At 34.8% G+C, this 25,968-nt stretch carries 29 protein-coding genes; 9 read left to right on the plus strand and 20 right to left on the minus strand.

Annotated features, from left to right (window positions below; all coding sequences use genetic code 11):
* Positions 1-97 precede the first annotated feature (97 nt).
* From dapF to QO182_RS13580, 5 genes are all read left to right on the plus strand, one after another.
* On the plus strand, positions 98-880 hold the full coding sequence (gene dapF, locus QO182_RS13560) for a diaminopimelate epimerase (protein WP_371562176.1): 783 nt from the start codon (positions 98-100) through the stop codon (positions 878-880).
* Positions 881-921: 41 nt separating this feature from the next.
* A complete protein-coding gene (locus QO182_RS13565) occupies positions 922-1,455 on the plus strand; it encodes a GNAT family N-acetyltransferase (protein WP_371539740.1) in 534 nt (177 codons plus the stop codon).
* Between the two features lie 10 nt (positions 1,456-1,465).
* Positions 1,466-2,506, plus strand: coding sequence for an endolytic transglycosylase MltG (gene mltG / locus QO182_RS13570; RefSeq protein WP_371539743.1), 1,041 nt, complete (start codon positions 1,466-1,468; stop codon positions 2,504-2,506).
* A gap of 41 nt (positions 2,507-2,547) precedes the next feature.
* Positions 2,548-3,429, plus strand: a complete 882-nt coding sequence (locus tag QO182_RS13575; RefSeq protein WP_371562178.1) for a DUF2279 domain-containing protein — start codon at positions 2,548-2,550, stop codon at positions 3,427-3,429.
* A 97-nt stretch (positions 3,430-3,526) separates the two neighbouring features.
* Positions 3,527-4,168, plus strand: a complete 642-nt coding sequence (locus QO182_RS13580; protein ID WP_371539747.1) for a peptidoglycan-binding protein LysM — start codon at positions 3,527-3,529, stop codon at positions 4,166-4,168.
* Positions 4,169-4,239: 71 nt separating this feature from the next.
* On the opposite strand, the gene QO182_RS13585 is transcribed toward QO182_RS13580, so the two are convergent.
* The 16 genes from QO182_RS13585 to dnaA all read right to left on the minus strand — a co-directional run bounded on the left by QO182_RS13585 (position 4,240) and on the right by dnaA (position 18,275).
* On the minus strand, positions 4,240-4,776 hold the full coding sequence (locus tag QO182_RS13585; RefSeq protein ID WP_371539750.1) for a hypothetical protein: 537 nt from the start codon (positions 4,774-4,776) through the stop codon (positions 4,240-4,242).
* Positions 4,777-5,160: 384 nt separating this feature from the next.
* Complete coding sequence (locus tag QO182_RS13590; RefSeq protein WP_371538789.1) at positions 5,161-5,697, minus strand: hypothetical protein; 537 nt, start codon at positions 5,695-5,697, stop codon at positions 5,161-5,163.
* A gap of 393 nt (positions 5,698-6,090) precedes the next feature.
* The gene (locus QO182_RS13595; RefSeq protein ID WP_371562180.1) at positions 6,091-6,612 is read right to left on the minus strand and encodes a hypothetical protein; all 522 of its coding nucleotides are present in this window, start codon (positions 6,610-6,612) and stop codon (positions 6,091-6,093) included.
* 493 nt (positions 6,613-7,105) lie between these two features.
* A complete protein-coding gene (gene scpA, locus QO182_RS13600) occupies positions 7,106-9,250 on the minus strand; it encodes a methylmalonyl-CoA mutase (protein ID WP_371562182.1) in 2,145 nt (714 codons plus the stop codon).
* A 49-nt stretch (positions 9,251-9,299) separates the two neighbouring features.
* Positions 9,300-10,664 (minus strand): methylmalonyl-CoA mutase subunit beta, encoded by a 1,365-nt coding sequence (locus tag QO182_RS13605; protein WP_371562184.1) that lies wholly within the window; start codon positions 10,662-10,664, stop codon positions 9,300-9,302.
* A gap of 32 nt (positions 10,665-10,696) precedes the next feature.
* Positions 10,697-11,020 carry a septum formation initiator family protein gene (locus tag QO182_RS13610; RefSeq protein WP_371538797.1) on the minus strand — a complete coding sequence of 108 codons (324 nt, stop codon included), beginning with the start codon at positions 11,018-11,020 and terminating at the stop codon, positions 10,697-10,699.
* Between the two features lie 123 nt (positions 11,021-11,143).
* Positions 11,144-11,752, minus strand: a complete 609-nt coding sequence (gene udk, locus QO182_RS13615) for a uridine kinase (RefSeq protein ID WP_371538799.1) — start codon at positions 11,750-11,752, stop codon at positions 11,144-11,146.
* On the minus strand, positions 11,740-12,066 hold the full coding sequence (locus QO182_RS13620) for a hypothetical protein (RefSeq protein ID WP_371562186.1): 327 nt from the start codon (positions 12,064-12,066) through the stop codon (positions 11,740-11,742). Before QO182_RS13620 ends, udk begins: the two co-directional genes overlap by 13 nt.
* A 56-nt stretch (positions 12,067-12,122) precedes the next feature.
* Positions 12,123-13,004 carry an SDR family oxidoreductase gene (locus QO182_RS13625; RefSeq protein WP_371562188.1) on the minus strand — a complete coding sequence of 294 codons (882 nt, stop codon included), beginning with the start codon at positions 13,002-13,004 and terminating at the stop codon, positions 12,123-12,125.
* Between the two features lie 77 nt (positions 13,005-13,081).
* Positions 13,082-14,209: a methionine aminotransferase gene (locus QO182_RS13630; RefSeq protein ID WP_371562190.1), complete on the minus strand. Its 1,128-nt coding sequence runs from the start codon at positions 14,207-14,209 to the stop codon at positions 13,082-13,084.
* Between the two features lie 127 nt (positions 14,210-14,336).
* Positions 14,337-14,831 (minus strand): DUF4440 domain-containing protein, encoded by a 495-nt coding sequence (locus QO182_RS13635; RefSeq protein ID WP_371562192.1) that lies wholly within the window; start codon positions 14,829-14,831, stop codon positions 14,337-14,339.
* Between the two features lie 306 nt (positions 14,832-15,137).
* Positions 15,138-15,275 carry a hypothetical protein gene (locus QO182_RS13640; RefSeq protein WP_371538808.1) on the minus strand — a complete coding sequence of 46 codons (138 nt, stop codon included), beginning with the start codon at positions 15,273-15,275 and terminating at the stop codon, positions 15,138-15,140.
* A gap of 47 nt (positions 15,276-15,322) precedes the next feature.
* A complete protein-coding gene (locus tag QO182_RS13645; protein WP_371538810.1) occupies positions 15,323-15,481 on the minus strand; it encodes a hypothetical protein in 159 nt (52 codons plus the stop codon).
* A 67-nt stretch (positions 15,482-15,548) separates the two neighbouring features.
* On the minus strand, positions 15,549-16,271 hold the full coding sequence (locus QO182_RS13650) for an SAM-dependent methyltransferase (RefSeq protein WP_371562194.1): 723 nt from the start codon (positions 16,269-16,271) through the stop codon (positions 15,549-15,551).
* Between the two features lie 101 nt (positions 16,272-16,372).
* Positions 16,373-16,840 carry a low molecular weight protein-tyrosine-phosphatase gene (locus tag QO182_RS13655; protein ID WP_371562196.1) on the minus strand — a complete coding sequence of 156 codons (468 nt, stop codon included), beginning with the start codon at positions 16,838-16,840 and terminating at the stop codon, positions 16,373-16,375.
* Between the two features lie 7 nt (positions 16,841-16,847).
* Positions 16,848-18,275 (minus strand): chromosomal replication initiator protein DnaA, encoded by a 1,428-nt coding sequence (gene dnaA / locus QO182_RS13660; RefSeq protein ID WP_091084370.1) that lies wholly within the window; start codon positions 18,273-18,275, stop codon positions 16,848-16,850.
* A gap of 195 nt (positions 18,276-18,470) precedes the next feature.
* Here dnaA and QO182_RS13665 point away from each other — a divergent pair, with 195 nt between their 5' ends.
* On the plus strand, positions 18,471-18,872 hold the full coding sequence (locus QO182_RS13665; protein ID WP_371562198.1) for an acyl-CoA thioesterase: 402 nt from the start codon (positions 18,471-18,473) through the stop codon (positions 18,870-18,872).
* A 20-nt stretch (positions 18,873-18,892) separates the two neighbouring features.
* Here the strand turns inward: QO182_RS13665 and QO182_RS13670 are convergent, their stop codons facing one another.
* From QO182_RS13670 to ribD, 3 genes are read right to left on the minus strand one after another with little or no spacing between them, the layout of a single operon-like run.
* Positions 18,893-19,525 carry a YigZ family protein gene (locus tag QO182_RS13670; protein ID WP_371538816.1) on the minus strand — a complete coding sequence of 211 codons (633 nt, stop codon included), beginning with the start codon at positions 19,523-19,525 and terminating at the stop codon, positions 18,893-18,895.
* Between the two features lie 10 nt (positions 19,526-19,535).
* A complete protein-coding gene (locus QO182_RS13675; protein WP_371538819.1) occupies positions 19,536-20,138 on the minus strand; it encodes an HAD family hydrolase in 603 nt (200 codons plus the stop codon).
* Positions 20,131-21,174 (minus strand): bifunctional diaminohydroxyphosphoribosylaminopyrimidine deaminase/5-amino-6-(5-phosphoribosylamino)uracil reductase RibD, encoded by a 1,044-nt coding sequence (gene ribD / locus QO182_RS13680; protein ID WP_371538822.1) that lies wholly within the window; start codon positions 21,172-21,174, stop codon positions 20,131-20,133. Before ribD ends, QO182_RS13675 begins: the two co-directional genes overlap by 8 nt.
* 120 nt (positions 21,175-21,294) lie before the next feature.
* On the opposite strand from ribD, the gene QO182_RS13685 reads away from it, so the two are divergent.
* Positions 21,295-21,780 carry a GNAT family N-acetyltransferase gene (locus QO182_RS13685; protein ID WP_371538824.1) on the plus strand — a complete coding sequence of 162 codons (486 nt, stop codon included), beginning with the start codon at positions 21,295-21,297 and terminating at the stop codon, positions 21,778-21,780.
* 44 nt (positions 21,781-21,824) lie between these two features.
* A complete protein-coding gene (gene prmC / locus QO182_RS13690) occupies positions 21,825-22,679 on the plus strand; it encodes a peptide chain release factor N(5)-glutamine methyltransferase (protein ID WP_371562200.1) in 855 nt (284 codons plus the stop codon).
* A gap of 166 nt (positions 22,680-22,845) precedes the next feature.
* On the opposite strand, the gene QO182_RS13695 is transcribed toward prmC, so the two are convergent.
* The gene (locus QO182_RS13695; RefSeq protein WP_371538828.1) at positions 22,846-24,090 is read right to left on the minus strand and encodes an ABC transporter permease; all 1,245 of its coding nucleotides are present in this window, start codon (positions 24,088-24,090) and stop codon (positions 22,846-22,848) included.
* Between the two features lie 176 nt (positions 24,091-24,266).
* Here QO182_RS13695 and hisS point away from each other — a divergent pair, with 176 nt between their 5' ends.
* Complete coding sequence (gene hisS, locus QO182_RS13700; protein ID WP_371562202.1) at positions 24,267-25,916, plus strand: histidine--tRNA ligase; 1,650 nt, start codon at positions 24,267-24,269, stop codon at positions 25,914-25,916.
* Positions 25,917-25,968 lie beyond the last annotated feature (52 nt).

The raw sequence follows: 25,968 nt of genomic DNA on the forward strand, positions 1-25,968 counted from the left end.
AACTAAATAGGGCGTTCAAAAAACAGTTTAACGCTCTTTAACAGTGATTAACGTTTCATTAATAGTTAGTCCTTTTGTGAAACACAATTAAAAGAAAATGCAATTAGAATTTTATAAATACCAAGGAACCGGAAACGATTTTGTGATGATTGACAATCGGCTAGGAACTTTTCCAAAAGAAGATACGAAACTCGTGGCTCATTTATGTGATAGACGTTTTGGAATAGGAGGAGATGGCCTTATTTTATTGGAAAATGATCTCGAATCTGATTTCAAGATGGTGTATTACAACTCAGATGGAAGCCAAAGCACCATGTGTGGTAATGGTGGAAGATGTTTGGTGGCTTTCGCCAAAAAATTAAAAGTGATCGGAGACAGCACTACTTTTAATGCTGTAGACGGCATGCATCATGCAACAGTTAATGAAGCAGGTATTGTGTCATTGCAAATGATTGATGTTTCGAATATTAAAAGAGAATCCGATTATACTTTTTTAGATACTGGATCTCCTCATCACGTTCAGGTTGTGGATGATTTAGTAAATTTTAATGTAAAACAACAAGGCGCCGCCATTCGATACGGTGATTTGTACGGAAAACAAGGAAGTAACATCAATTTTGTAAAAAAAATAGATGCCACTACTTTTTCGCTACGTACCTATGAAAGAGGTGTTGAAGATGAAACATTAGCTTGCGGAACGGGTGCTACTGCTGTTGCGATAGCGATGAATGCTACTGGGGTGACGGATTCTAAGTCTATAGATTTAAATGTGGAAGGCGGAAAACTAGTCGTTTCTTTCGACAAAAAAGACAACCATTACACTAATGTATTCCTGAAAGGACCTGCTAAGTTTGTCTTTGAAGGAACAATCGAGGTTTAAACTTACCTCTAATTTTTAACCCTTAACCTCTTATTTCGATAATGATAACCCTAAAAGGAGATAACATATACATCCGAGCGCTTGAACCAAATGATTTGGAGTTTATTTATGCCATAGAAAACGAACAGAGTATGTGGGACGTGAGTAATACTAACACCCCATACAGTCGGTTTTTAGTAAAGCAGTATCTGGAGAACGCACATCAGGATATTTATGAAGCTAAGCAATTGCGATTGGCTATTTGTCAAGATGAGGACTTTCCAGCTGTGGGATTAATTGATTTATTTGATTTTGATCCAAAAAATAATAGGGCAGGAGTAGGGATTGTAATACAGGGACTTGATAAACGAAATCAAAATATTGGTTCTGAAGCATTAGGTCTGCTAATACAATATGCATTTCATAATCTTAATTTACATCAGTTGTATGCAAATATTGGCACCGAAAATGAAGCAAGTAAAGCTCTTTTTACTAAATTTGGCTTCGAATGTATCGGTGTAAAAAAAGATTGGAATCTAGTGAGTGGTAGTTATAAAGACGAGGCATTTTTCCAATTAATTAATCAACAATTTTAAAACTTTAGCTTTGAATATAAAAAAAACTATCTCAATTGTAGCCGTAGTTGTGGTTTCAGGATTAATTATCTATGGATTCATCCTTGTAAAACAAATTTTTGCTGACAACACAAAATTTGCCGAAAAGGAAGTGTATGTTCATGTTCCCACAGATTCTAATTATGAAACAGTAAAAAAAATATTAGCACCTTATGTGGATAATATAGATCGCTTCGAAATGGTGGCAAACAAAATGAGCTATCCTCAAAATATAAAAGCGGGACGTTTTTTATTTACCAAAGGAATGAATAGCTATGCTCTTGTAAAAGCAATGCGATATAATGTTCCCGTAAAATTAGCATTTAACAATCAAGAACGCCTAGAAAATTTTGCTGGAAGAGTAGGTTCTCAAATAGAAGCCGATAGTTTGTCATTGCTAAGCTCTTTTAAAGATTCTATTTTTCTAAAGGAAAACGGTTTTACCCCCGAAAATGTTTTGGTTATGTTTATTCCAAATACTTATGAGTTTTATTGGAACACACCAGCCGAAAAATTCCGCGATAAAATGATCAAAGAATACCGCAATTTCTGGAATAAGGAGCGTGTTGCAAAAGCAGCGCAACAGGGATTGACTCCTATTGAAGCAACGATCTTAGCTTCGATAGTTCATAAAGAATCGGTAAAAAAAGATGAAAGACCAAGAATTGCTGGCGTATATCTTAATCGATTGAGATTAGGGATGCCGCTTCAAGCAGATCCTACGGTTATTTACGCCCTGAAATTAAAATCAAATGACTTTGACCAAGTAATCAAAAGAGTCTTTTACAATGATTTGACAATGGCATCTCCTTACAATACCTATATGAATATCGGACTACCTCCAGGACCTATTGCCATGCCGGATATCACCGCTTTAGAAGCTGTAATCAATCCTGAAAAGAATGATTTTATCTATTTCTGCGCAAGTGTCGAGCGTTTTGGCTATCATGAATTTGCAGCTACTTTAACAGAGCACAATGCAAATGCTAAAAAATATTCGGACTGGATCAACGCCCAAGGGGTAAAAAGATAATTTTGAAGGGTAAAAGCAATTGTTTTTTTTTACTTTCTTTAATGCTATGGTTTCATATTAGTTTTGGACAAAATGGACTAGACGGTTTCCTAACACCTTCTGATACCTTAAATACAAGCAGAAGAAATGCGGTAATCATTACGGAAGCAATAGTTACCTCAGGAGCATTAGTCGGTCTAAACCAACTTTGGTACGCTGATTATCCAAAATCAAAATTTCACTTTATCAATGATAATGACGAGTGGCTGCAGATGGATAAGATTGGCCATATGTATTCTTCTTATCATTTGGGGAGACTCGGGGCAGAAATGCTGGCATGGAGCGGAACTACCCAAAAAGAACGATTGATTTACGGAGCGGGGATTGGTTTTGCGTTTTTAACCGCTGTTGAGGTCTTAGACGGGTTTTCTTCTGAATGGGGTGCTTCATCAGGAGATATAATTGCTAATGCTTCAGGGACGGCTTTATACGTCTCACAGGAATTACTTTGGAACGAGCAACGTATCACGCCTAAATTTTATTTTCATTCGACTCAATATGCTCAATACAGACCCAATGTTTTAGGAAGCTCTGTATCAGAACAAATTCTAAAGGATTACAATGGACAAACCTATTGGCTTTCGGCCAATTTATATTCCTTTTCTAAAGGTTCAAAAATACCCAAATGGCTAAACTTAGCTATTGGTTACGGAGCGGATGGAATGATCACTGGAAATGGCGAAAATAGCGGGCTTTTTCTAACGCCAAAAACCGAAAGAAGAAGACGGTTTTATTTGAGTTTTGACGTTGACCTGACGAAAATTCAAACAAAATCTCATTTTTTGAAGACTATTTTCTCTGTTTTGAACACTTTAAAAATTCCTGCGCCAACGATTGAATACTCACATCGCGAGGGTTTTAGAGGTCAGATATTGTATTTTTAGGTAAGTTTAACAGCTTGATTTACAGCTTTATGAATTTTATTGTATCTTTGCACGCAGAAATTTCTTAACGGGACAGCGTTTTGAAGAAAAACAATTTATGGTAAAGAAGTGGTATTTTTATACAAGTTTAACTGTTATTATAGCTTTTTTAAGCTCGGGTTTTAAACCTCTTGAGATTGAAGCAAATCAGTGGTTTCTAATAAAAAACACAGATGGAATTAGATACTTATTTCCATCGCTAGAGCAGGACGATTACACCAATATGAATATTCCTTTTACTGGAAATTTATTTATTGGTTTCAAAGAAGCAGTCGGATATAGAGAATCTGAAAACAAATACAAAAAAATCAATTCTCTCGGTTATTTAGGGAAATACCAGTTTGGTAACGAAACCTTAAAATCAGTAGGAATATACGATACTTCTTTATTTCTTAGAAGTCCTAAGATGCAGGAAAGAGCCTTTGTGGCCCTTTTGTCGAAAAACAAGTGGATATTACAGGATATTATCGAGAAATACGATGGTAAGGTGGTAAATGGGATTTTGGTCACAGAATCCGGGATTTTAGCAGCTGCGCATCTTGGTGGTGCGGGTTCTGTAAAGAGATACTTTAAAAGTAATGGAAAAAAATACATCAAGGATGCTTATGGTACTTCAATACGAAGTTATATGGAAGCATTTGGAGGATATGATACTTCATTAATAGTTGCAAATGTAAATGCAATTGCAAGTTTGAAGTAATTTCCAAGACGGTAAAAAAAAAGAGGTTGTCAAAATTTATTTGACAACCTCTTTTTTTGTGACATTTGGTTTTATCTGACTTTTAGAATTTCACCATTAGGACGAACGGTAAGGCGAAGTGTTTCTTTCTCCCTTTTAATTTTGAGGTTGTACTGTTTTTTTAGGACATCGCCATCTTCTTGCGTGTATAAAAATTTGTCATTTACAATAGTCCAGTCTGGATAGGTTCTATAAATAGAATAGATTACTTCGTTAGGTAATCGTATATCTTTAAAATTTTCTACTACTCGAATTAATTTTCCTTTATCATCATAGGTAGCTGATAAAGAACCATCCTTTGTTTGCATGATTAACAAGTAGTTTTCAGATCCTTGATAATCTTTACCAATGTCATAGGCAATAAACTTTTCCTCTAATCTTCTAATGTCCATGTCAGGATTATTATCAGGGATATAAATAGAAAAGTCAGCTCCTACTCTTTTAATCACGACTGCCGGTAGTTCTTCGATTTTCATGATTCCTTCTTCGTATTCTTTCTTCGTTTTATCTTGTCCATATGACGAAACGGTTAAACCTAAAAACAACAAAGTAATAATAAATGATTTCATAATGTTTAGTTTTAAATTAATATTTGGTATGTGTAATTAAAATTCAATATTTTCAGTAGTCTATTTTATTTATTTTTAATAACGTTAAAAACAGTTAGTTAAAAATTTTTTTATGAAGGCGTTTTTAGTATTTATAAAGCGATGCTATATAAAGTTAGTTGTTTTTCTGAATCTATTGTGTTATTTTTTTTATTATTCATCTTAATGGAAATTACTTTTTTATTTGTTTTTTGATTAATTGGATTCCATTATTAAGAAAAGAATAGATGTTATTATTGAAAAAATTTGAAATGCGTATAAAAATAGATTAAAGTCACCCTAATTCGAATACAAAAAAAGCTCCCCAAATTTGGGGAGCTAGAAGTTAATCTATTTTTAAAGTGCTTACCTTACAGAAAGAATTTCACCATCGGCATGAACCTTTAATTTCTTGCTTTCTTTTCCTTTTTTAATTTTTAAATTATATTGTTTTTTCAAGACATCTCCTTTTTCTTGAGAATATAAATACTTGTCATTTACAATTTGCCATCCTGGATAAGTCTTGTATACAGAATAGATGACAGAAGAAGGCAACTTAACATTCTTGTAATTTTCTACAACACGAATTAACTGTCCGTTTTCATTATAAGTTGCAGATAAAGTTCCTCCTTTTAGTTCCATATAAACAAGGTATGTTTCGTACCCTTCATAGTTTTTACCCAAATCATAGGCGATGAAATTATCTTCCAAGGCTCTTACCTTGGGATCTGCGTTTCTGTCTGGCAGATATATTGAGAAGTCATCTCCTGCACTTTTAATTACCACAGCTGGTAAATCTTCTATTTTGATAACTCCTTCTTTCGTAACTTTCTCCATTTTATCTTGCGCATAAGATGAAGTGGTCAAACCTAATAACAATAAAATAATAATAAATGCTTTCATGATAGATAGTTTTTAAATTAATATTCAGTTTAGGTTAAATAATTGAAATTTAAGGACTTGTTATGTGATCGTTAATTTTCATGATCTTTATTTGTTGAATTGTGTTTTATTGCACTGTATAATTATAGACTTACAGTAAATTTAGTCTTTTTATTGAAAATTTCATGTTAAAGCTTTCCTTTTGACATGTTAATATTTTCCGTCAATACTTTGTTTTTTTATTAGGATAAATCATCTCCTTGCGATAAAAAAATCAAACTTTATAAATATTTGATGAAGGAAATTAGCTGATTAGAGAAGGAAGTGTGTTGATAATGGGGTACTTTAATCTTGATATAAAAGGAAACTGCCCAATGTTAATTGGACAGTTAAAAAGGTTTCTATTTTGTAATTTTAGTTTTCAGCGATAAGTTCGCCATCAGGATGAACCTTTAATTTACGGCTTTCATTTCCTTTTTTTATTTTTATGTTATATTGTTTTTTTAAGATGTCTCCTTCTTCTTGAGAATACAAGTACTTATCATTTACGATTTCCCATCCAGGGAACTTGCGATAAATTTCGTAGATTAATTTACTGGGTAATACTACATTCTTGTAATTTTCTATAACACGAATTAGTTTTCCGTTTTCATTATAAGTGGCTGACAAAGATCCTCCTTTTATTTCCATATACACAAGATATGTTTCATATCCTTCATAGTTTTTACCAAGATCATAGGCAATGAAATTATCTTCTAAGGCTCTTACTTTAGGATCTGGATTTCTGTCAGGCAGATATATCGAAAAGTCCTCTCCAGCACTTTTTATTACTACAGCTGGCAAATTTTCCATACTTATGTTTCCAGTATTTTTTACTTGTGAGTAAGATGTAGTTGTCACTCCTAGGAATAACAATATTATAATATAAGCTTTCATAACAGTCGAATTTAAATTAGTAATAACTTAATTTAGAATAAATTTTAAGGTCTATGAGTTTCTTCCCCTTTTTATTACGTCAATTTAGTCTAAACTCTTTTTTTAAATAATACTTTGCGTTTTGGAGCTTTTAAATAAAATTATAATTATAAACAAATTTAAGGGTTATCGAATTTACCAATAGTTAAGGCGTTATTTAAGTTTTGTTAATTAACAATATGTTTGTAGTGTTATTAGCTTTGTTTATAGGGTTTTACTAGTTATGTTGAGGGTTTGATTTCAGTAATTGCTGCCTTTATTATTTTTTCTGAATGATTAAATAATCGTTTTCTTGTAGCTTTAGGAGTAATGTTATTGAATGGTATCTATCTCATTTAATGGCTTAGTTTGACTTTCCTTTTTCATTTTTCAGGATATATTTATTGTCGATTATAAATAGAAAAGCACCAACTTTTGGTTGATGCTTTTCTATTTAGTAGAGTATTTTAACTTGCTATTCTCCTATAAGAATTTCTAATATCTTTATAGCAGCATCACTAATTTTTGTTCCAGGGCCAAAAACGGCAACCGCTCCAGCATCAAATAAGAATTGATAGTCCTGTGAGGGAATTACGCCACCCACAACCACCATAATATCTTCTCGACCGTATTTTTTTAATTCTTCAATTACTTGAGGAACTAAGGTTTTATGTCCTGCGGCCAATGAGGAAACACCCAGAATATGAACATCATTTTCTATAGCCTGTTTCGCTGCTTCGGCTGGAGTTTGAAATAAAGGGCCAATATCCACATCAAAACCTACATCGGCATATCCAGTGGCAACCACTTTAGCACCACGGTCGTGACCATCTTGCCCCATTTTAGCAATCATTATTCTAGGGCGACGGCCTTCTTGTTTTGCAAAGGTATCGGCTAGTTGTTTGGCTTTTTGAAAGCTTTTGTCGTCTTTGATTTCTTTACTATACACGCCACTAAAGGATTTAATTTGTGCTTTATATCGTCCGAAAACCGTTTCTAAGGCATCACTGATCTCGCCTAATGTAGTTCGGTTTCTTGCTGCATCCACTGCTAATTCCAGTAAATTTCCTTCTCCTGTCTTTGCGCAAAGCGTTAGCTTTGCCAATGATTCCTTTACTTTTTCACTGTCTCTGGTCGCTTTAATATGATCCAATTGTTCTAATTGTTGCTTGCGAACCATTTGGTTGTCCACATCTAATATAAGCAATGGATCTTCTTTTTCCAGTCGGTATTTATTAACACCCACAATAATATCCTGTCCGCTATCAATGCGCGCTTGTTTTCTTGCTGCTGCTTCTTCAATTCTAAGTTTCGGAATTCCGGCTTCAATAGCTTTTGTCATTCCACCAAGCTCTTCTACTTCTTCGATAAGCTTCCAGGCACTTTCAGCAATGTCATTGGTTAAACTTTCGACATAATAGCTTCCGGCCCATGGATCGACCGTTTTAGTTATTTTTGTTTCTTCCTGTAAAAATATCTGTGTGTTTCTCGCAATTCGAGCGGAGAAGTCTGTCGGTAAAGCAATGGCTTCATCCAGTGCATTGGTGTGCAAGGATTGCGTTCCTCCAAAAGCTGCCGCCGATGCTTCAATGCAAGTACGAGCTACATTATTAAAAGGGTCTTGTGCTGTTAAGCTCCAGCCGCTGGTTTGACAATGGGTTCTTAAAGCCAATGATTTATCGTCTTTTGGGTTAAACTGTTTCACTAGTTTAGCCCAAATCATTCTTCCGGCACGCATCTTGGCAATTTCCATAAAATGGTTCATCCCAATTGCCCAGAAGAAGGAAAGACGTGGAGCAAATTCATCGATTTTCATTCCAGTTGATAACCCAGTTCTAATATATTCTAGTCCGTCGGCCAGCGTATACGCTAATTCAATATCAGCGGTTGCACCAGCTTCCTGCATGTGATAACCAGAAATGGATATGGAATTGAATTTTGGCATTTTCTTGCTCGTGTATTCAAAGATATCGGCAATAATTTTCATCGAAGGAGTAGGAGGGTAGATGTATGTATTACGCACCATAAACTCCTTTAGAATATCATTTTGTATCGTTCCTGACAGTAGCTCTGGTTTTACCCCTTGTTCTTCGGCAGCAACGATATAAAAAGCCATAATAGGCAATACCGCGCCGTTCATAGTCATCGAAACTGACATTTCGTCTAAGGGAATCTGATCAAATAATACTTTCATATCTTCGACAGAGTCAATGGCAACGCCTGCTTTTCCTACATCACCCACAACGCGTTCGTGATCTGAATCATAGCCACGGTGCGTAGGTAAATCGAATGCGATAGACAATCCTTTCTGTCCTGCTGCAAGATTTCGTCTGTAGAAAGCATTACTTTCTTCTGCGGTTGAAAATCCGGCATATTGACGAATTGTCCAAGGACGGCGCACATACATAGTAGTATATGGCCCTCTTAAATTTGGCGCAAAGCCAGCCCCAAAATCAAGATGCGTGAGGTTTTCAATATCTTTTTTAGAATAGGTGGGTTTGAGTTCAATGCCTTCAGCCGTAAAAAAGTCCGCGGCCGATGCATCTGCTTCGTGCAACGCTGGTTCTTCTTTTGACTTTTGACTATCTAATTGAATATGTTGGAGGTCATTTCTTATCATTTGTGACACTAATTTATACTTATTGTTGACTGATTGCAATTCTACACTATTATTCTAAATCCAGACGTTCTTGTTCTACTTTTTCGGCTAATCGTTTTTCGATTATTGGAGTTATCAACGTTTTTCTAGGTTTCACTTTTACAAAAGGAAACAATTCTAAATCTTGTTTCATCTTGTCGTCTTTGTTTGGATACTTGTTAGTTCCTAGTAAGACTTCTTTTCCTGAGTCAAAAAGTTCCTGTTCTTTGTCAGCACTTTCTTGAATTTTTCTTTTGATGATACCTTCATTCAATTGTTTTAGAAAACCACCGTTAGCTTCGATGTCTTTAAATAATGTCAATGCTTTCTCGGCTAATTGAATGGTCAGTGTTTCGATATAGTAACTTCCGTCAGCAGGGTTATTTACCTTGTCGAAGTAGCTTTCGTTTTTTAGAACTAACAATTGGTTTCTGGCGATTCTATCTCCAAATTCATTGTCTTTATGATATAGTGAATCGTAAGGTAGATTCGCGATTGCATCAGCTCCTCCTATAATTGCCGCCATACATTCTGTTGTAGTACGCAACATATTTACGTTGTAATCATACAGCGTTTTATTCCGTTTTGTAGGCGAAACTAAAAGATGGCATTCTAAATTATGATTGTATTCGTTAGCTACTAAATTAAAAAGCAATCGCAATGCTCTGAGTTTTGCAATCTCAAAGAAATAATTGGTACCCACAGCAACGGCAATAACTATCGGCTGACTAATAACAGGAATTCTATTAAAATATTCATTGGCATGTGCTAAGGTGTAAGCAAGTTGCTGTACCATGTTAGCTCCTGCATTTTGATATAAGGTAGCGTCAACACTAATTATGGAACTATTTGGAATCGCTGTGGAAAGTAAATTCAGCGAATCAAAATTATTTTTATCCTTAGTAGTAAACCAGTTTCCATCTCGGGCTAATTGCCCTATTGGGTCGAGGTTATAGTACGCAACAGCTTTTTTCTTCTGAAGGATTGCATCAATTTTTTTAACGAAATCGATTGAGAAAAAATTAAAATTGAAGTAAACAGCAACGTTTTCTAAAGGAAGTTTTTCCAAAAGTTTAGCTACGTCAATGGTGTCACTTTCTATCGTAAAACGAAGACTGTCTGCGCCTCTGCTTAAGGTGTCTAAAGCTCTTTCTACTGATTTTTCAATGTCGAAAACAAAAATGTTTTGACAAATTTCAAATTCAGAGGCTTTAGTATTTACGTCAGCTGATTTTGTAAATTCATCTCTATGATAAAAAGGTTTTACCTTAATGTCTTCTGGCGAATTCCAGATTAAGGTTTCATTGTAATCTGCCCCTTTGAGTTCAAACTGGATTTTTTGTTTCCATTGTTTGGAAGAAACAGGATCGAAATCTTCGAATAGATTAGTAGCCATTTTGATTTTGATTTTTAATAATTCAAGATTTATTATTTTTTTTCTATGCTGTCACCTTCAAATTCTATGATGTAAATATCCTCGCTGTCCTTTTTCATATAGTACTTTTCGCGAGCATATTTTTCTATTTGTTCTGGGTTCTTTAACTGCTTGATTTGCTCTTCGTCTTTTTTAATCTCTTCCTGGTAGTATTCTTTGTTGTCCTCCAGTTCGCTAACTTGGTTGTCTAGAAATCTATGGTCAAAATACGAATAGTTATCTAGAAAAACCATCCATGTTGAAAAAAACAACAACACCCAAACATATTTATTGCTTAAAAATTTAAACCAAGGTTTGTCTTTATGCGGATTTGTCATGTTTTATTTATTTCCGAGTACGGTAAAAAATTAATAGTATTGTCCTGTATTGAAACAGAAAACGCCTCCCGATAGCTATCGGGATCGTTTCTCAACTTGTAATGGTATAAAATTACAATAAATTTATAGAATTCTTTGATTTATTACGGCACGAACTACGTCAATTGCAACCGTATTGTATTTGTCATTAGGTATGATAATATCTGCAAATGCTTTCGTAGGCTCAATGAACTGCTGATGCATAGGTTTTAGGGTGTTTTGATATCTGCTAAGAACCTCGTCCATATCACGTCCACGTTCGGCAATATCTCTTTTCATACGGCGAATCAGTCTTTCGTCAGAATCGGCATGAACATAAATTTTCACGTCAAACATATCGCGTAACTCAGGGTTTGCTAGTATTAAAATCCCTTCCACAATCATCACTTTTCTAGGATGAGTAGTAATGGTATCTTCTGTTCTGTTATGAGTTACAAAAGAATAGACCGGTTGCTGGATTGTTTTCTCTTCTTTAAGCTCTTTTAAATGGGCAACTAGCAATTCGAAATCTATAGCGCGAGGATGATCAAAATTAATTAAAGCACGCTCGTCAAAAGATAAGTTGTGGTTCTCTTTATAATAAGAATCCTGTGATATTATCCCGACTTCCGCCTCGGGTAATTCATTCATAATCTGATGTACTACGGTAGTTTTTCCGCTTCCTGTTCCGCCTGCAATCCCTATAATGAGCATAAAATGGTGTTGTTATAAATTGGTGGTGCAAAAATAGGAATTAAATCGGGAGTGGTTTTTGTTTTTTGCATAAAATATTGGCCTTTAAATTGAGGAGCTATTCCAGCTATCCGTTTCAAGTTTTTGTCCTCAAGCTGCTTTTCTAATGCCCTAAAAAGAGCTTCTTTCAGTCGCTTTTTTAGGACAGGAAAAGCAAAGCTTTTAGACTGCAAACCCTTTTCACTGCTATCTGGGCTATTAAACGATTGGCGGTTAAAAAGACGAAATTTACCAAGTTGAATTAGTGGTAAGGAAAATGAAGTGTTGTTAAACACAAAAAGAGAGAACCAAACAAATGGTTCTCTCTTTTTAAAAAGAATTCAGATCTTACTTATTTATTCTTCTTTGCTTTTATCATCATTTCCAGTTGATCCCAAAGTTCCTCAGGAATTGCTTCTAATATATTAAATTGTCCAGCACCTTTCAACCATTCACCACCGTCTATAACCACGACTTCACCGTTTACATAAGCAGAGAAATCAGAAACCAAATAAGCAGCTAAATTGGCTAATTCCTGGTGGTCTCCCACACGTTGTAGCGGCACTTTTTTTGCCATGTCAAATTTTTCAGCAAGATCCCCAGGCAACAATCTGTCCCAAGCTCCTTTGGTTGGGAAAGGGCCGGGCGCAATTGCGTTTGTACGAATACCATATTTTGCCCATTCTACAGCAAGACTTCGGGTCATTGCAAGAACTCCTGCTTTTGCAGTAGCGCTAGGAACAACATAAGCTGAACCCGTCCAAGCATAAGTAGTTACGATGTTTAATACCGTTGAAGACGTTTGTTTGCTGTCGATCCAATGTTTACCAAAAGCGAGTGTACAGTTTTTGGTTCCTTTTAAAACGATATCAATAACCGTATCAAAAGCATTGGCTGACAATCTTTCTGTTGGCGAAATGAAATTTCCAGCTGCATTATTCAATAAAACATCTACTTTTCCAAAAGTTTTTAATACGCTTTGTAACATGTTTTCGACTTCTTCATAATGACGTACGTCACATTGTATCGGCAAACAAGTTCCTCCAGTTGCTGCTTCTAGTTCGGCAGCAGTATTTTTTAGTTTGTCTAAGTCTCTGGAAGTAATCGCTACTTGCGCACCCAGTTCCAGAAAATACTTTGTCATCGCTTTTCCTAAACCGCTACCGCCACCAGTAACAACTATTACTTTTCCTTTTAACGCATCATCGCGTAACATTTTATCGGTATAGCTCATAATTTTTTTTTTTTGGTATTGTAAATATAGAAAAATTAAATAGTATGCATGCATATTAAAATCAAAAGTTCAGGGACTTATATTTTGCATAATCTTTTCGCCGCCTCTTGCAGAGTTGCATTGTCTTTTGCAAAACAAAAGCGGATTAAATGAAGATCTTTTCCATTTTCATAGAAAGTCGAAATAGGAATCGCTGCCACACCATATTCCGTGATCAATCTTTTACAGAAGTCTACGTCATTTTCAGTAGAAATGGCTGCGTAGGACGCCACCTGAAAGTAAGTGCCTTCACAAGGCAGGAGTTCGAACCGACTTGTCGTAAGTAATTTTATAAAATAATCCCTTTTCTCCTGATATAAAGTTCTAATTTCGTCAACAGAAACAAGATCTAGGTACTCGCTAATTGCCACTTGGCATAGACTATTGACACTGAAAACCAAAAACTGATGTACTTTTTTAATTTCTTTCATTAAATGTTGTGGAGCCACTAGATAGCCTATTTTCCATCCAGTTACATGAAATGATTTCCCAAACGAGGAAACCATTACGCAGCGGTCTAAGAGTTTGATACGGGTGTGCGCCGAAATGTGTTTTTGTTCAAAAGTGATGTATTCGTAAACTTCATCAGAGAGTACAATAATTTTCGGATATTTTTGTAGTAAGGATTCCAAATGTTCAAAATCAGTTTGGGTCAGAATTTTTCCAGTTGGATTATGTGGATTATTGATGATGATCATTTTAGTATTGGCCGAACATGCTTTTTTAATGGTACTCCAATTAGGCGTGTAATCGTCGTTGAGTGAAACACGCACTGGCTTTGCGTTGCATAGTAGAACGGGAGCTTCATAGCAGTCATAGCTTGGATCCAGTATAATTACCTCGTCATCAGTTTGTACTAAAGCTTGAATAGTTGTAAAAATGGCCTGTGTAGCACCCGCAGTCACCAGTATTTCGATTTCTGGCAAAATGATTCTTCGGTAGGAGTTTTTGACCAGAAGTGCTATGTTAGATAGTAGAGGAGGATAACCCGCCATGGGAAGGTATTGGTGTACGTTTTCTTTGGCTAAGCGAATGATAATATCGGTTAATAGGGAAGCAACAGGAAAATTCGGGAATCCCTGTGAAAGATTTATGGCACCATGCTCTGCAGCCATTTTTGACATTACAGTAAAAATACTCGTACCAATGTTTGGAAGTTTTGACATACCTATCTTTTTAATACTCTAAAAGTACGCAAATGGTTTTAGTTAATAAACTGTTTCTATGAGATTCAGAAGTATTAGATGAAATAAAGAAAGACCCTTCGTGTAGAGTGTCTTTCTTTGTTTCTTTTTATTTTTTTTCCATGGGCATATCAGAATTTCCCATATCTCTAGTACAAACGTATTTTCCGTCCCTTTTCTCAAAAAGACTGATAAAATGCCCGCTGTTGATTTTTGTGTCTGTGGAGTCTGTTACCTTGTAACCCCCAATTTCTACTACCATATCTCCATTATTTGAAGGATGGATTTCTTGAGTTTCGAAGGCGATTTTCGCGCCTATTGGGAAGGTGAGTAATTCGCTCTTCATAGATTCATGAATCGCTTTTTTTCCTTCTAACGGCATTTTACCATTTGAAAAACTAACGGCATCCTCTGCATAATAATTTATTCCATCGGTAGCCCTATTATTGTAGGCTTCTGCAAAAGCATTTTCCATTGCTTGAATTTCAGTTTTGATTGCCTCTTTGTCAACCACAACTGCGGGAACTTCTTTCTTTTGATTGCAGGCTGTGATCAGAAACATGATAACTACCATTAATCCCCCCTTTAAGATCTTGTTTTTCATAATTAAATTTTTAAAAATTTATAATTGCGATTTTTTTTTCAAGATAAGGGGAACTAAATTTAGTTATAAAATATTGATTATCAGGATTAAAAGGTGTTTTTTTGTAAAACGATCTTTTGTAGCCTTCGAAGTAATGAATGTATTTTATCGCAGATTTACTTTTTTTTAGATGGAAGATTACTAAAATAACAAGCTCAAAAAAAACCAGGCTATTATAAAACGTGTCCGTTTTTGTAATAGTCTGGTTAATTATTTTTTATAGATGTTTCGTTCCCTGTTTAACAGATTTTATTTTTTGTCAATACTTTAATCAGAATTTCGACCGTTATGATATCCATCCATAAAGGCGGCTTTAGATTCTTCCCAATTATAGATTGATTCGAATACTAAAAAAGCTAGCATGCCTAATACAAATACACGAACATCTCTACTAGTTACTTTCATTTTAGATAGTTTAAAGGTTTAATTTATGAGACTAAAATAAAGCTGTTCTATTTTTTTTCAATTGCATTACCGCCTGCTGCGTAACCATCGTGAAAACCTGTAGAAATATCTTCTTTGACTTGTTTCCAATCGTAGATTGTTTGAAATGTAAAAAGTGCAAACATTCCTAGCGCAAATATTTTAATTTCTCTTTTATTTATTTTCATCTTATTTGGTTTTTAGATTGGTTAATTTTCTAAAGGTAATAATAATAATTTTAATGTATTCTAAAAATTACATTTTATGGATAATAAAAATAGTTGGGCGTTTATGCAAGTCAATTGTCTCTTTTTTCCAAGCCGAAATTCTCTTAGTTTTTATGTATTCGGTTGGTAGTGTGATGTCTGTGGCAACACATAAATGAGTTTCTGGATGTAAAGTCTGTAATAAATCTTCTATTAAGTTATTATTACGATATGGTGTTTCAATGAAAATTTGAGACTGATTTTTTTCGAAAGAGGTTCTTTCTAGAGTTTTAAAACTGGCTCTTTTCTCATCTTTATCAATAGGTAAATAACCGTGAAATGTAAAACTTTGCCCATTCATTCCTGAGGCCATCATAGCCAAAAGGATAGAAGAAGGTCCTACTAATGGTACTACTTGTATGCCTTTTTCGTGTGCCAGTTTAACGATTACAGCGCCAGGATCTGCCACGCCAGGGCATCCTGCTTCACTCATCAGACCAACATTTTTACCTTCTAATAAAGGTTGGATGAAGTCTTGGTGCTCTTTTACTTCGGTACGTTTGTTTAAAACAAAAAGAATTAATTCTGATTGTTTTTTTTCAGGATGTACTTCTTTGATTGACTTACGAGCTGTTTTTTCATTCTCAACGATATAGTAATCAATGAAATCTATGGTTCTTTTTACAGTCTGTGGTAAAACATCCATCGGGTCACAATCTCCCATTGTGGTAGGGATTAAATATAGTTTTCCTAAAAGAGTAGCTGATTTCATTATGGGTGTGTTTATATTTTTTAATCGATGTTATTTGACAAAAATACAGGATAAAATAGAGAATTAAACCTTCGTTCGATAAAAATCCAACGAATGCTAATCTAAGCGTGTTTGCTAATTAATTTGTCGGCTATTATGTCGCAAACTTCATCGAGCATAGCATAGACAATTTCGAATCCGTTTGTCATTCCGAAGTAAGGATCGGGAACATCAACATTTTCATTTGGATACAATTCATTTAGAATGATTTTCACTTTGTCTTTATGTGCTGGGTTTTCTGTAAGATCAAGTACATCCGAATAATTGGAATTATCCATCACATAAATATAGTCATAGGTTTCAAAATCAGCTGTTTTAAATTGACGTCCTCTTTGAGTGGAAATGTCAAGATTATGATTTTTTGCCTCTGCAATCGAACGTGCATCAGGAGCATGACCTATATGCCAAGAACCTGTTCCTGCAGAGTCTACAGTGAATTTGTTATTGGGAAGTTTTGAGGCTAAAATACCTTCGGCCAAAGGTGACCGACAAATATTTCCCAAACATACCATTAGAATTTTTACGGACATGATGCATTTATAGCGTTAGTTTTTTATGGATATCCTCAACAAATTTCTTGAACTGTTTGTCAGTAGCCACTAGATTATCGACCGTTTTACAAGCGTGCAATACCGTCGCGTGATCACGATCCCCAATTTGAGAACCAATATTTGCCAATGATGCTTTTGTAAATTTCTTAGCAAAGAACATAGCTAACTGTCTTGCTTGCACGACATGTCTTTTTCTGGTTTTAGACTGTAACGTTTCTAAATCCAATTGGAAATAATCAGAAACTGTTTTTTGAATATAATCGATAGAAATTTCGCGCTTTACATTCTTCACGAATTTTTCAACGACGCTTTTTGCTAATTCGATTGTTACTTCTTTTTTGTTGAAAGAAGATTGAGCGATTAAAGAGATTATAGCTCCTTCAAGTTCTCTAACATTCGATTTGATGTTGCGGGCTACATATTCTATTATTTCTTCTGGAATTTCAACACCGTCACGATACAAGATGTTTTTCAAGATAGAAATCCTTGTCTCGTAATCTGGTTGGTGTAATTCAGCAGAAAGTCCCCATTTGAAACGAGATAATAAGCGTTGCTCGATATCTTGCATGTCAACTGGCGCCTTGTCAGAAGTAAGGATTACCTGTTTTCCATTTTGATGTAAGTAATTGAAGATGTGAAAAAATACATCCTGTGTTCCGGATTTACCAGACAGGAATTGTACATCATCAATTATTAAGACATCAATAAGTTGATAGAAGTGAATGAAATCATTTCGGTTATTTTTCTTTACCGAATCAATATATTGTTGGGTGAAAATTTCAGCTGAAATGTATAAAACTGTTTTTTCTGGATATTTATCTTTAATTTCTACACCTATCGCGTGCGCTAAGTGTGTTTTACCTAATCCTACACCACCAAAAATAAGTAATGGATTGAATGATGTTCCTCCAGGTTTATTGGCAACAGCCATACCTGCTGAACGAGCTAATCTGTTTGAATCTCCTTCAAGGAAATTGTCAAAACTATAGTTTGCGTTCAGTTGTGATTCTATTTTTAAATTTCTGATTCCAGGGATTACAAAAGGATTTTTTAATTCTGGGTCTAGATTTTTAAAAGGAGCATCAATATTTTGGGGTTTCATAGGTGCGCGGTTTGCACTTGGCAATTGTTCCGTAAACGGTTGTTTGTTGCCATAAGTGTTTTCCATCTTAATTTTATAAAGTAACTTTGCGTTTTTACCAAGTTCTTTAGTTAATGCTACTTTTAATAATTTTACATAGTGCTCTTCTAACCATTCGTAAAAAAATTTACTTGGTACTTGAATGTATAATGCGTTATCGGTAAGTTCAACTGATTTAATAGGTTCAAACCAAGTCTTGAACGCTTGATCTTGGATGTTGTCTTTTATAAAAGACAAACAGTTTTCCCACACTGATTGAGCAGTTTTGTTCATAAATTCTATGTAAATTATTTTATTTAGTAATCGTTGTCTTATTAAATAATGCTTAAAAAAGCACTATTTTTCGGGGTAACAAATATGTGAACAAATTTCTGTAAAAAAAAATATTTAGGGGTTGATTATGTAGTAATATTGTTGTAAGTAGTATTTAGAGGGTAAAATTTTGATACAAAATAAATAAATTATATAATGAAAGAACACGAATTTAATGTAAGGGTAAGGTACGCTGAAACAGATCAAATGGGGGTTGTTTATCATGGAAATTATGCCCAGTATTTTGAGATGGGACGCGTGGAATGGCTTAGAAACCTTGGGATTTCTTACAAATGGATGGAAGATAACGGAATTATGCTTCCGGTGGTTTCGTTAAATGTAAATTATAAAAAACCAGCGCGCTACGATGACCTTTTGAGGGTAAAAACTATTTTTAAAAGTCAGACTTCTGTAAAGATTGAGTTTGATTATGAAATTTATAATGAAGAGGGGGAGTTGTTAACAATTGCTAACTCAATTTTGGTTTTTGTGAACATGAAAACGGGTCGACCTACTGTTCCTCCAGAGTATGTTACTGAGAAGCTTTTAAAAATGTAAAAATTAAGGAAAAAAAATATTTATTCTTTAAGTTTTATGTCTATTTCAAATATAGAATTGAAAATGTCGAATATCATTTCGGCATTTTTTTTTCGTGTTTTTACCTCGATTTTTCCTATTGGCAAACCTGATTCTTCGTTAATCTCCATTTCTTGAGTTACGATTTCTAGCTTCTTTTCTTTAATTACACGCATGACTTTATTCATGTTTTTATAATCAAAAGAAACCTGATAATGGATATCTATCGTTTTTTCGATAATCTCACAGCTTTCAAGCGTGAGTTGTGCGGTTGTTTTATAAGCGGAGATTAATCCGCCAACGCCTAGTTTTACGCCTCCAAAAACCCTAGCAACTACAATAAGTACATTCGTGAGAGAAAACGATTGAATTTGGCCATAAATAGGCATTCCGGCGCTATTGCTTGGTTCTCCATCGTCATTGGCTCGGTAAGAAAGTATATCGGTGCCTATTTGGTAGGCATAACAGAAATGACCTGCATTTGGATGTTTTTTTCGTAAACCGTCAATAATGACTTTTACTTCGTCTTCTGATTGAATGGGAAAAGCAGAACCAAAAAATTTACTGTTCTTTTCTTTGTGTAGTATTTCTTCTGATGCTAATTCGATGGTGTTGTAGGTGTCTTTTACTTCCAAAAGGGGTTTTCTAAATTATATTTTTATTGAATAAGTCTACTACATCTTCCTGACCTACCTGTAAATTCCATACTTGAAGGCCTAGAGATAGAGCAGCATCCGTGTTTTCTTTTTTGTCATCTATGAATAAAGTGCGTTTTGCCTGTAAATCATGTTTGTTTAAAACGTATTTGTAAATTTCAGGATTTGGTTTTCTCATTTCTATTTCAAATGAGAAATAGACTTTTTCAAAGCACTTGTAGAAATCACCGTAAAAAGAGGCGCCGTTATTTTGTTCGAATGTTTCGATATGGATTGCATCTGTATTGCTGAGTAAAAATAAGCGGTATTTTTTAGACAGCATTTGTAAAAATTCCAATCGGTATAGTGGGAAATCGAGTAAAATTGCACTCCATGCTTTTAAGATTTCCTCGGTGCTAGCATTCGGAATGTGTTTTTGAATACCTTCAATAAAATTATCTCGGGTAATTTGGCCGGTTTCAAATTGAATGTTTAACTGGTCGAGATCATCATTCCAGTGTGTAAGTCCTAAATTCCTTAGTCCGTCAACAGTGGCTTGTTTGTCTAAATTAATAAAGACATCTCCAAAATCAAAAATAATTGCGTTAATCATAGTTTCGGGATATTATAAGTTCATCTTGACCGATTTTATGTTTTTCCAAATAAGGTCCACCTAGAATCGGAGCCTTTGTGCCTTCTTTAAAAAAGAGATTGCCCTTAAAAACACGTGCTTCATCCCAGAGATTTGCGTCAATGAAAGTTTGTAGTGTTTGTCGGCCTCCTTCAATGATCACCGATTGAATTTGATGTTTGTACATTGCGTCTGTCACTTGACTTGCAATGTTTTTTTCAAAATCAACGATTTCAAAGATAAGGTTTTCTTTGTCGGCTTTTGTTTTTATTTTTGAAAAAACAATAGTTTTCAATTGATTGTCAAGTACTTGGCTGTTTTTTGCGATGCGATTGTGTTGATCTAAAACGATTCGTACAGGATTGTTTCCCGCCCAATCTCTCACGTCTAATTTGGGATTATCATCAATGACCGTTTGTGTTCCTACAAGAATAGACTGTTCTTCACTTCTCCATTTATGAACTAATTGTCTGGAATAGATATTAGTAATCCAAACCGGTTTTTGTTCTGATTTTACTTTTGGCGAAATGAAGCCGTCTTGACTTTCGGCCCATTTCAAAATTAGGTAGGGTCTTTTCTTCTGATGAAAAGTAAAAAATCGTTTGTTCAGCTCGTGGCATTCATTTTCAAGAATACCGACTGTCACATTTATTCCGGCTTCTATTAATTTTTTTATTCCGTTCCCTGCCACTTTTACATTTGGGTCAACCGTTCCGATAACTACCTGTGGGATTCCATTTTTTATGATTAAATCAGAACAGGGTGGTGTTTTTCCAAAATGACTGCAAGGTTCCAAACTCACATAAATGGTGGCTTTTTTTAATAGCGATTTGTCTTTTACCGAATTGATGGCATTTACTTCGGCATGAGGTTCACCCGCTTTTTTATGCCAGCCTTCCCCTATAATTTTATTTTCATAAACAATTACGCTGCCCACCATCGGATTTGGGTAGGTAGTTCCTAAGCCGTTTTTGGCTAATTGAATGCATCGCTCTATGTATTTTTCATGTATCTTCACGATGTAAAAGTAGTTATTTTTGAGGTTAGCCTATAAATTTCGAGATTAGTTTTCCAACTTCCGAAAATTACAATAAACTATTTCTATTTTTGTATTTTTATAAACAAGCAGTTACAAAGAATGGAAAATTTGATTATTAGAAAAATTGAAAAAAAGGATAATGAAGCCGTTGCCCAGTTAATAAGAGCGGTTTTTGACGAATTGAATATCCCAAAAGTTGGAACGGCGTATGCGGATCCTTATTTAGATTTGATGTTTGAAGAATACAATAAGCCTAAATCGGTTTACTATGTTGTTGAAAATAATGGAAAAATAGTAGGTTCGGCCGGAGTGGCTCCTCTTGAGAATGAAGCTGAAACCATTTGTGAATTGCAAAAAATGTATTTTTTACCTGAAACACGTGGTCAGGGAATAGGCAGTCAAGTAATGGCTGTATGTCTGGAAAGTGCAAAAGATTTTGGCTTCGAAAACTGTTATCTGGAAACAATGCCTTTTATGCATGATGCTCAAAAATTATACAAAAAAGTAGGTTTCGAATACATAGATGCTCCCATGGGAAGTACGGGGCATGTCTCTTGTCCGGTCTGGATGTTGAAGAAATTATAAGTTATGAATTATGAGTTTTCAATTCATAAAGTAATAAAGATACGATGAAAATTAAAGAATACAGAAGCCAATTTATTCAAGAACTACTTCCGATTTATGATGAAGGCGAAGCAGAAAGTTTTTTTTACCTGATACTGGAGGAGAAACGTCAGTTAAAAAGAATTGACTTGGCTCTGGATCCGCAGTTGGTTTTTTTGAATGAAGAAATTACGCTTTGGAATTCGATTTTGGAGCAACTGAAGTTGGAGATTCCCATTCAGTATTTGCTAGGGAAAACTAGTTTTTATGGTTTGGAATTCGAGGTAAACGACGATGTATTGATTCCTAGACCTGAGACCGAAGAATTGGTAGAATGGATTATTCAAAGTACGATGAGCGAAGTTGAAAATACGAAGTTGAAAGTACTGGATATTGGAACAGGAAGCGGTAGTATTGCTATTTCATTGGCTAAAGCCATCCCGAATGCCAAAGTGTATGCAATTGATGTTTCTGAAAAGGCTTTGGCTATAGCCAAAAGAAATGCGGTATTAAATCAAGTCAATGTAACATTCATAACTCAGAATATTCTAGAAACTGAGGACTTAAATCGACAATTTGATATCATTGTTTCTAATCCTCCCTATGTTCGAAATTTAGAGAAGCAGGAAATTAAAAAAAATGTTTTGGACAATGAGCCTCATTTGGCTCTTTTCGTTGAAGACGATGATGCCTTAATTTTTTATAAAAAAATAGCGGCATTAGCACAGAAAAACCTTTCAGAGAATGGTCAGTTATTCTTTGAAATCAATCAATATTTAGGGAAAGACATGGTTGCTTTGCTCGAGAAAATGAACTTTAAAAACATTGAATTGCGAAAAGATATTTATGGCAATGACAGAATGATTAGGGGGACGATTTAAGATTTTTGACAACTACTTAGAACTCAATAAAAAGACTTGCTTTGTTATCCTGACTAAAGAGTAATCTCTATTTCTCAGCAAATTGAAACTATTTTTTATCTAAAGAACAACTACTCCTTTTATTATAAAAGGAGTAGTTGTTCTTTAATCTAAAACATATTAAACGTTACTCGTATCGCAAGGCTTCGATTGGATTTAGGTAAGCAGCTCTAATTGCAGGGTACAAACCAGAAACGATGGCAACCATGAAACTCGTAAAAAAAGCAGCCATGATCGCGCCCCAAGGAATGACAAATGCAAAGCTTAAAGCAGTTGCGATTCCGAAACCTATTAAAATGCCTAAAATTATTCCAACTATACCGCCTAGTTGACCAATGAGCAAGGTCTCTATAAAAAACTGAATAGCGACGGTAGATCTTTTGGCTCCCAACGCTTTTCTGACACCTATTTCTCGTGTTCTTTCGGTTACCGAAACAATCATAATATTCATTAATGCAATAGAAGATCCTAAAACGGTAATAATTCCTATAAGCCATGAAGCTAAACCAAGGTATTTTGTGATACCAAGGATTTTATTGATAAGGTCGTCACTACGTACAACCCCAAAATTGTTGTCTCTTACGGGGCTTAACTTTCGAACATTACGCATGGTAATGATGGCGTGGTCTATTGCTTGATCTAATAATTCCTTATTGGAAACCATGACGCTCATCGTGTAATTAATGTTTGGCGCGGTAAATAACGATCGGGCGACTTGTATTGGAATCAAAACTCTTAAATCTTGTTTGTTACCAAAAGTAGAGCCTTTCTCTTTCAGGATACCGATTACTTTGAATCGGGCACCGCGTATCGAAATTGTTTTACCAATAGGGTTAATGTCTTTAAGGAGTCCTTTTCCAAAATCAGAACCTACAATACATACATAGTTGTTGTTGTCAATGTCAAAACCTGTAAAATTTCTTCCTAAGCTTGTTTCTAAACCAGAGTTGGTCATAAAATATTCGTCAACACCAACAATAGCAATTTCCGGGTCGGTTTTTGTCGCTTCATATTTTACCTCTGCAGTTGAAGTTGCTGTAAATGAAAGGGAAGTTTCTGTAAAAGGGTAGTCGTATTTATTTTTAAAATCGACAGCTTCGGGGTAGGAAATAATAGGATTTATAATTTCACGTTCCTCTCCTCCTCGTCGTTGCGCTGTGTTTTCGTATTGTTTGACGTTAAAAGTATTAGCTCCCATGGATGCAAAATCAGAAGAGATGGTGTTCTCCAAGGCAGAAACCACAGTCAGAATACCTACTAAAGCTGTAATTCCTATAGCGATAATTAATACGGTCAGCGAGGTACGCAATATTTGGGTTCTAATGGATCCAAAAGCAATTCGTACGTTTTCTTTGAATAAATTTAGCATCATGGTAGTTTGACACGAAAATACAATTTTTGTTACAAGTTTGTTTTGGAAGGAGTATTATTTATTTTAAAAATAAGATATTTGCAACCTGAATTTACGATTTGGGAGTTTGCAGATTGGAAATTTTTGCCAATTGATATTATCCCGAATCCTAAATAGTAAAACCTAAATTAAAAATAATGGCATCAAAACCGAGCATCCCTAAAGGAACAAGAGATTTTTCACCTGCTGAGGTGGCAAAACGTCAATATATTATTCAAATCATTAAAAATAATTTTGAGAAATTTGGTTTTCAACCGATAGAAACACCATCATTTGAAAATTCAGAAACCTTAATGGGGAAGTATGGAGAAGAAGGAGATCGTTTGATTTTCAAGATTTTGAATTCGGGCGAGTATGTTTCTAAATTTAACGATACACTTGTTGAATTTATTCGCTTTTCTATAATTTATCATAAAGATTATTTAGAAAAGAAAAATGAATCTTTTGATATGAAAGATTATGATTTTCTGTATAAAAAAAATCTTACCACATATTTAAAAAGTAAAAGCTTATATATTTTTAAAGATGGAACAATATCGGAAATAGAATTATTAGATGATGTTTTCTATTTTATATTAAAGCGTCTTAAAAAAGATAATTTGCTTTCAAAATCAGATTCGGAGCTTGATGATTTTGTTAAAATCATTTTTGCAGACTTTTATTATGAATTGAAGTATAAGTATTTGACTGGTTATATTTCAGAAAAAGCCTTGCGGTATGACTTGACCGTTCCTTTTGCTCGTTACGTGGTGCAACATCAAAACGATATCGAATTCCCGTTTAAAAGATACCAAATCCAACCCGTTTGGCGTGCAGACAGACCGCAGAAAGGACGTTTTAGAGAGTTCTTTCAATGTGATGCTGATGTAGTAGGTTCAAAGTCTTTGTGGCAGGAAGTGGAATTAGTGCAACTTTATGATACTGTTTTTACAGAATTGGGTTTGAAAGGAGTGACTGTTAAAATTAATAATAGAAAAGTATTATCTGGAATAGCTGAGGTAATTGGTGCTTCTGATAAATTGATTGACTTCACTGTTGCGCTTGATAAATTAGATAAGATAGGTGAGGACGGTGTAAAAAAGGAAATGATTGAAAAGGGAATTGGGGCCGAAGCAATTGAGAAGGTTCAGCCACTTTTTAATTTCACTGGAACTATAGCAGAGAAAATTGAAAAACTAGGGCTGCTTTTAACTTCTTCGGAAGAAGGAATGAAAGGAGCGGAAGAATTGAGGTTCATTTGTGAAAATGTAATGAAGTTAGGATTGTCGTCGGCAATATTAGACCTTGATGTTACGCTTGCGCGCGGATTGAATTACTATACTGGAGCAATATTTGAAGTAGCACCTCCTAAAGAAGTAGCTATGGGTTCTATCGGTGGTGGAGGTCGATATGATGATTTGACCGGTATTTTTGGATTGAAAAACATGAGCGGAGTTGGAATTTCTTTTGGACTAGATCGTATCTATTTGGTTGTAGAAGAGTTGAATCTTTTCCCAGAAACCGTTACGGCAACATCACAAGCGTTGTTTATTAATTATGGAGATGCCGAAGCATTTTATGCTTTACAGGCAATACAAAAATTAAGAGCCGCAGGAATAAAAGTAGAACTGTATCCAGATAATGCAAAAATGGCAAAACAGTTTCAACATGCTGATAAGAGGAATATTCCTTTTGCAGTAATTATAGGAGAGCAAGAGATTGCTTCAAATTCTTTTTCACTGAAGAACTTAGTGAGTGGAGAGCAGGTTTCTCTTGATTTTGAAGGTTTGAAAAACGCATTACTTTAAATTAAATTTTGCACATAAAAAAAAAGCTTTGTCTAAAGACGAAGCTTTTTTT

Origin of the sequence: Flavobacterium sp. Arc2, assembly GCF_041431385.1 — a bacterium.
Taxonomy (GTDB): domain Bacteria; phylum Bacteroidota; class Bacteroidia; order Flavobacteriales; family Flavobacteriaceae; genus Flavobacterium.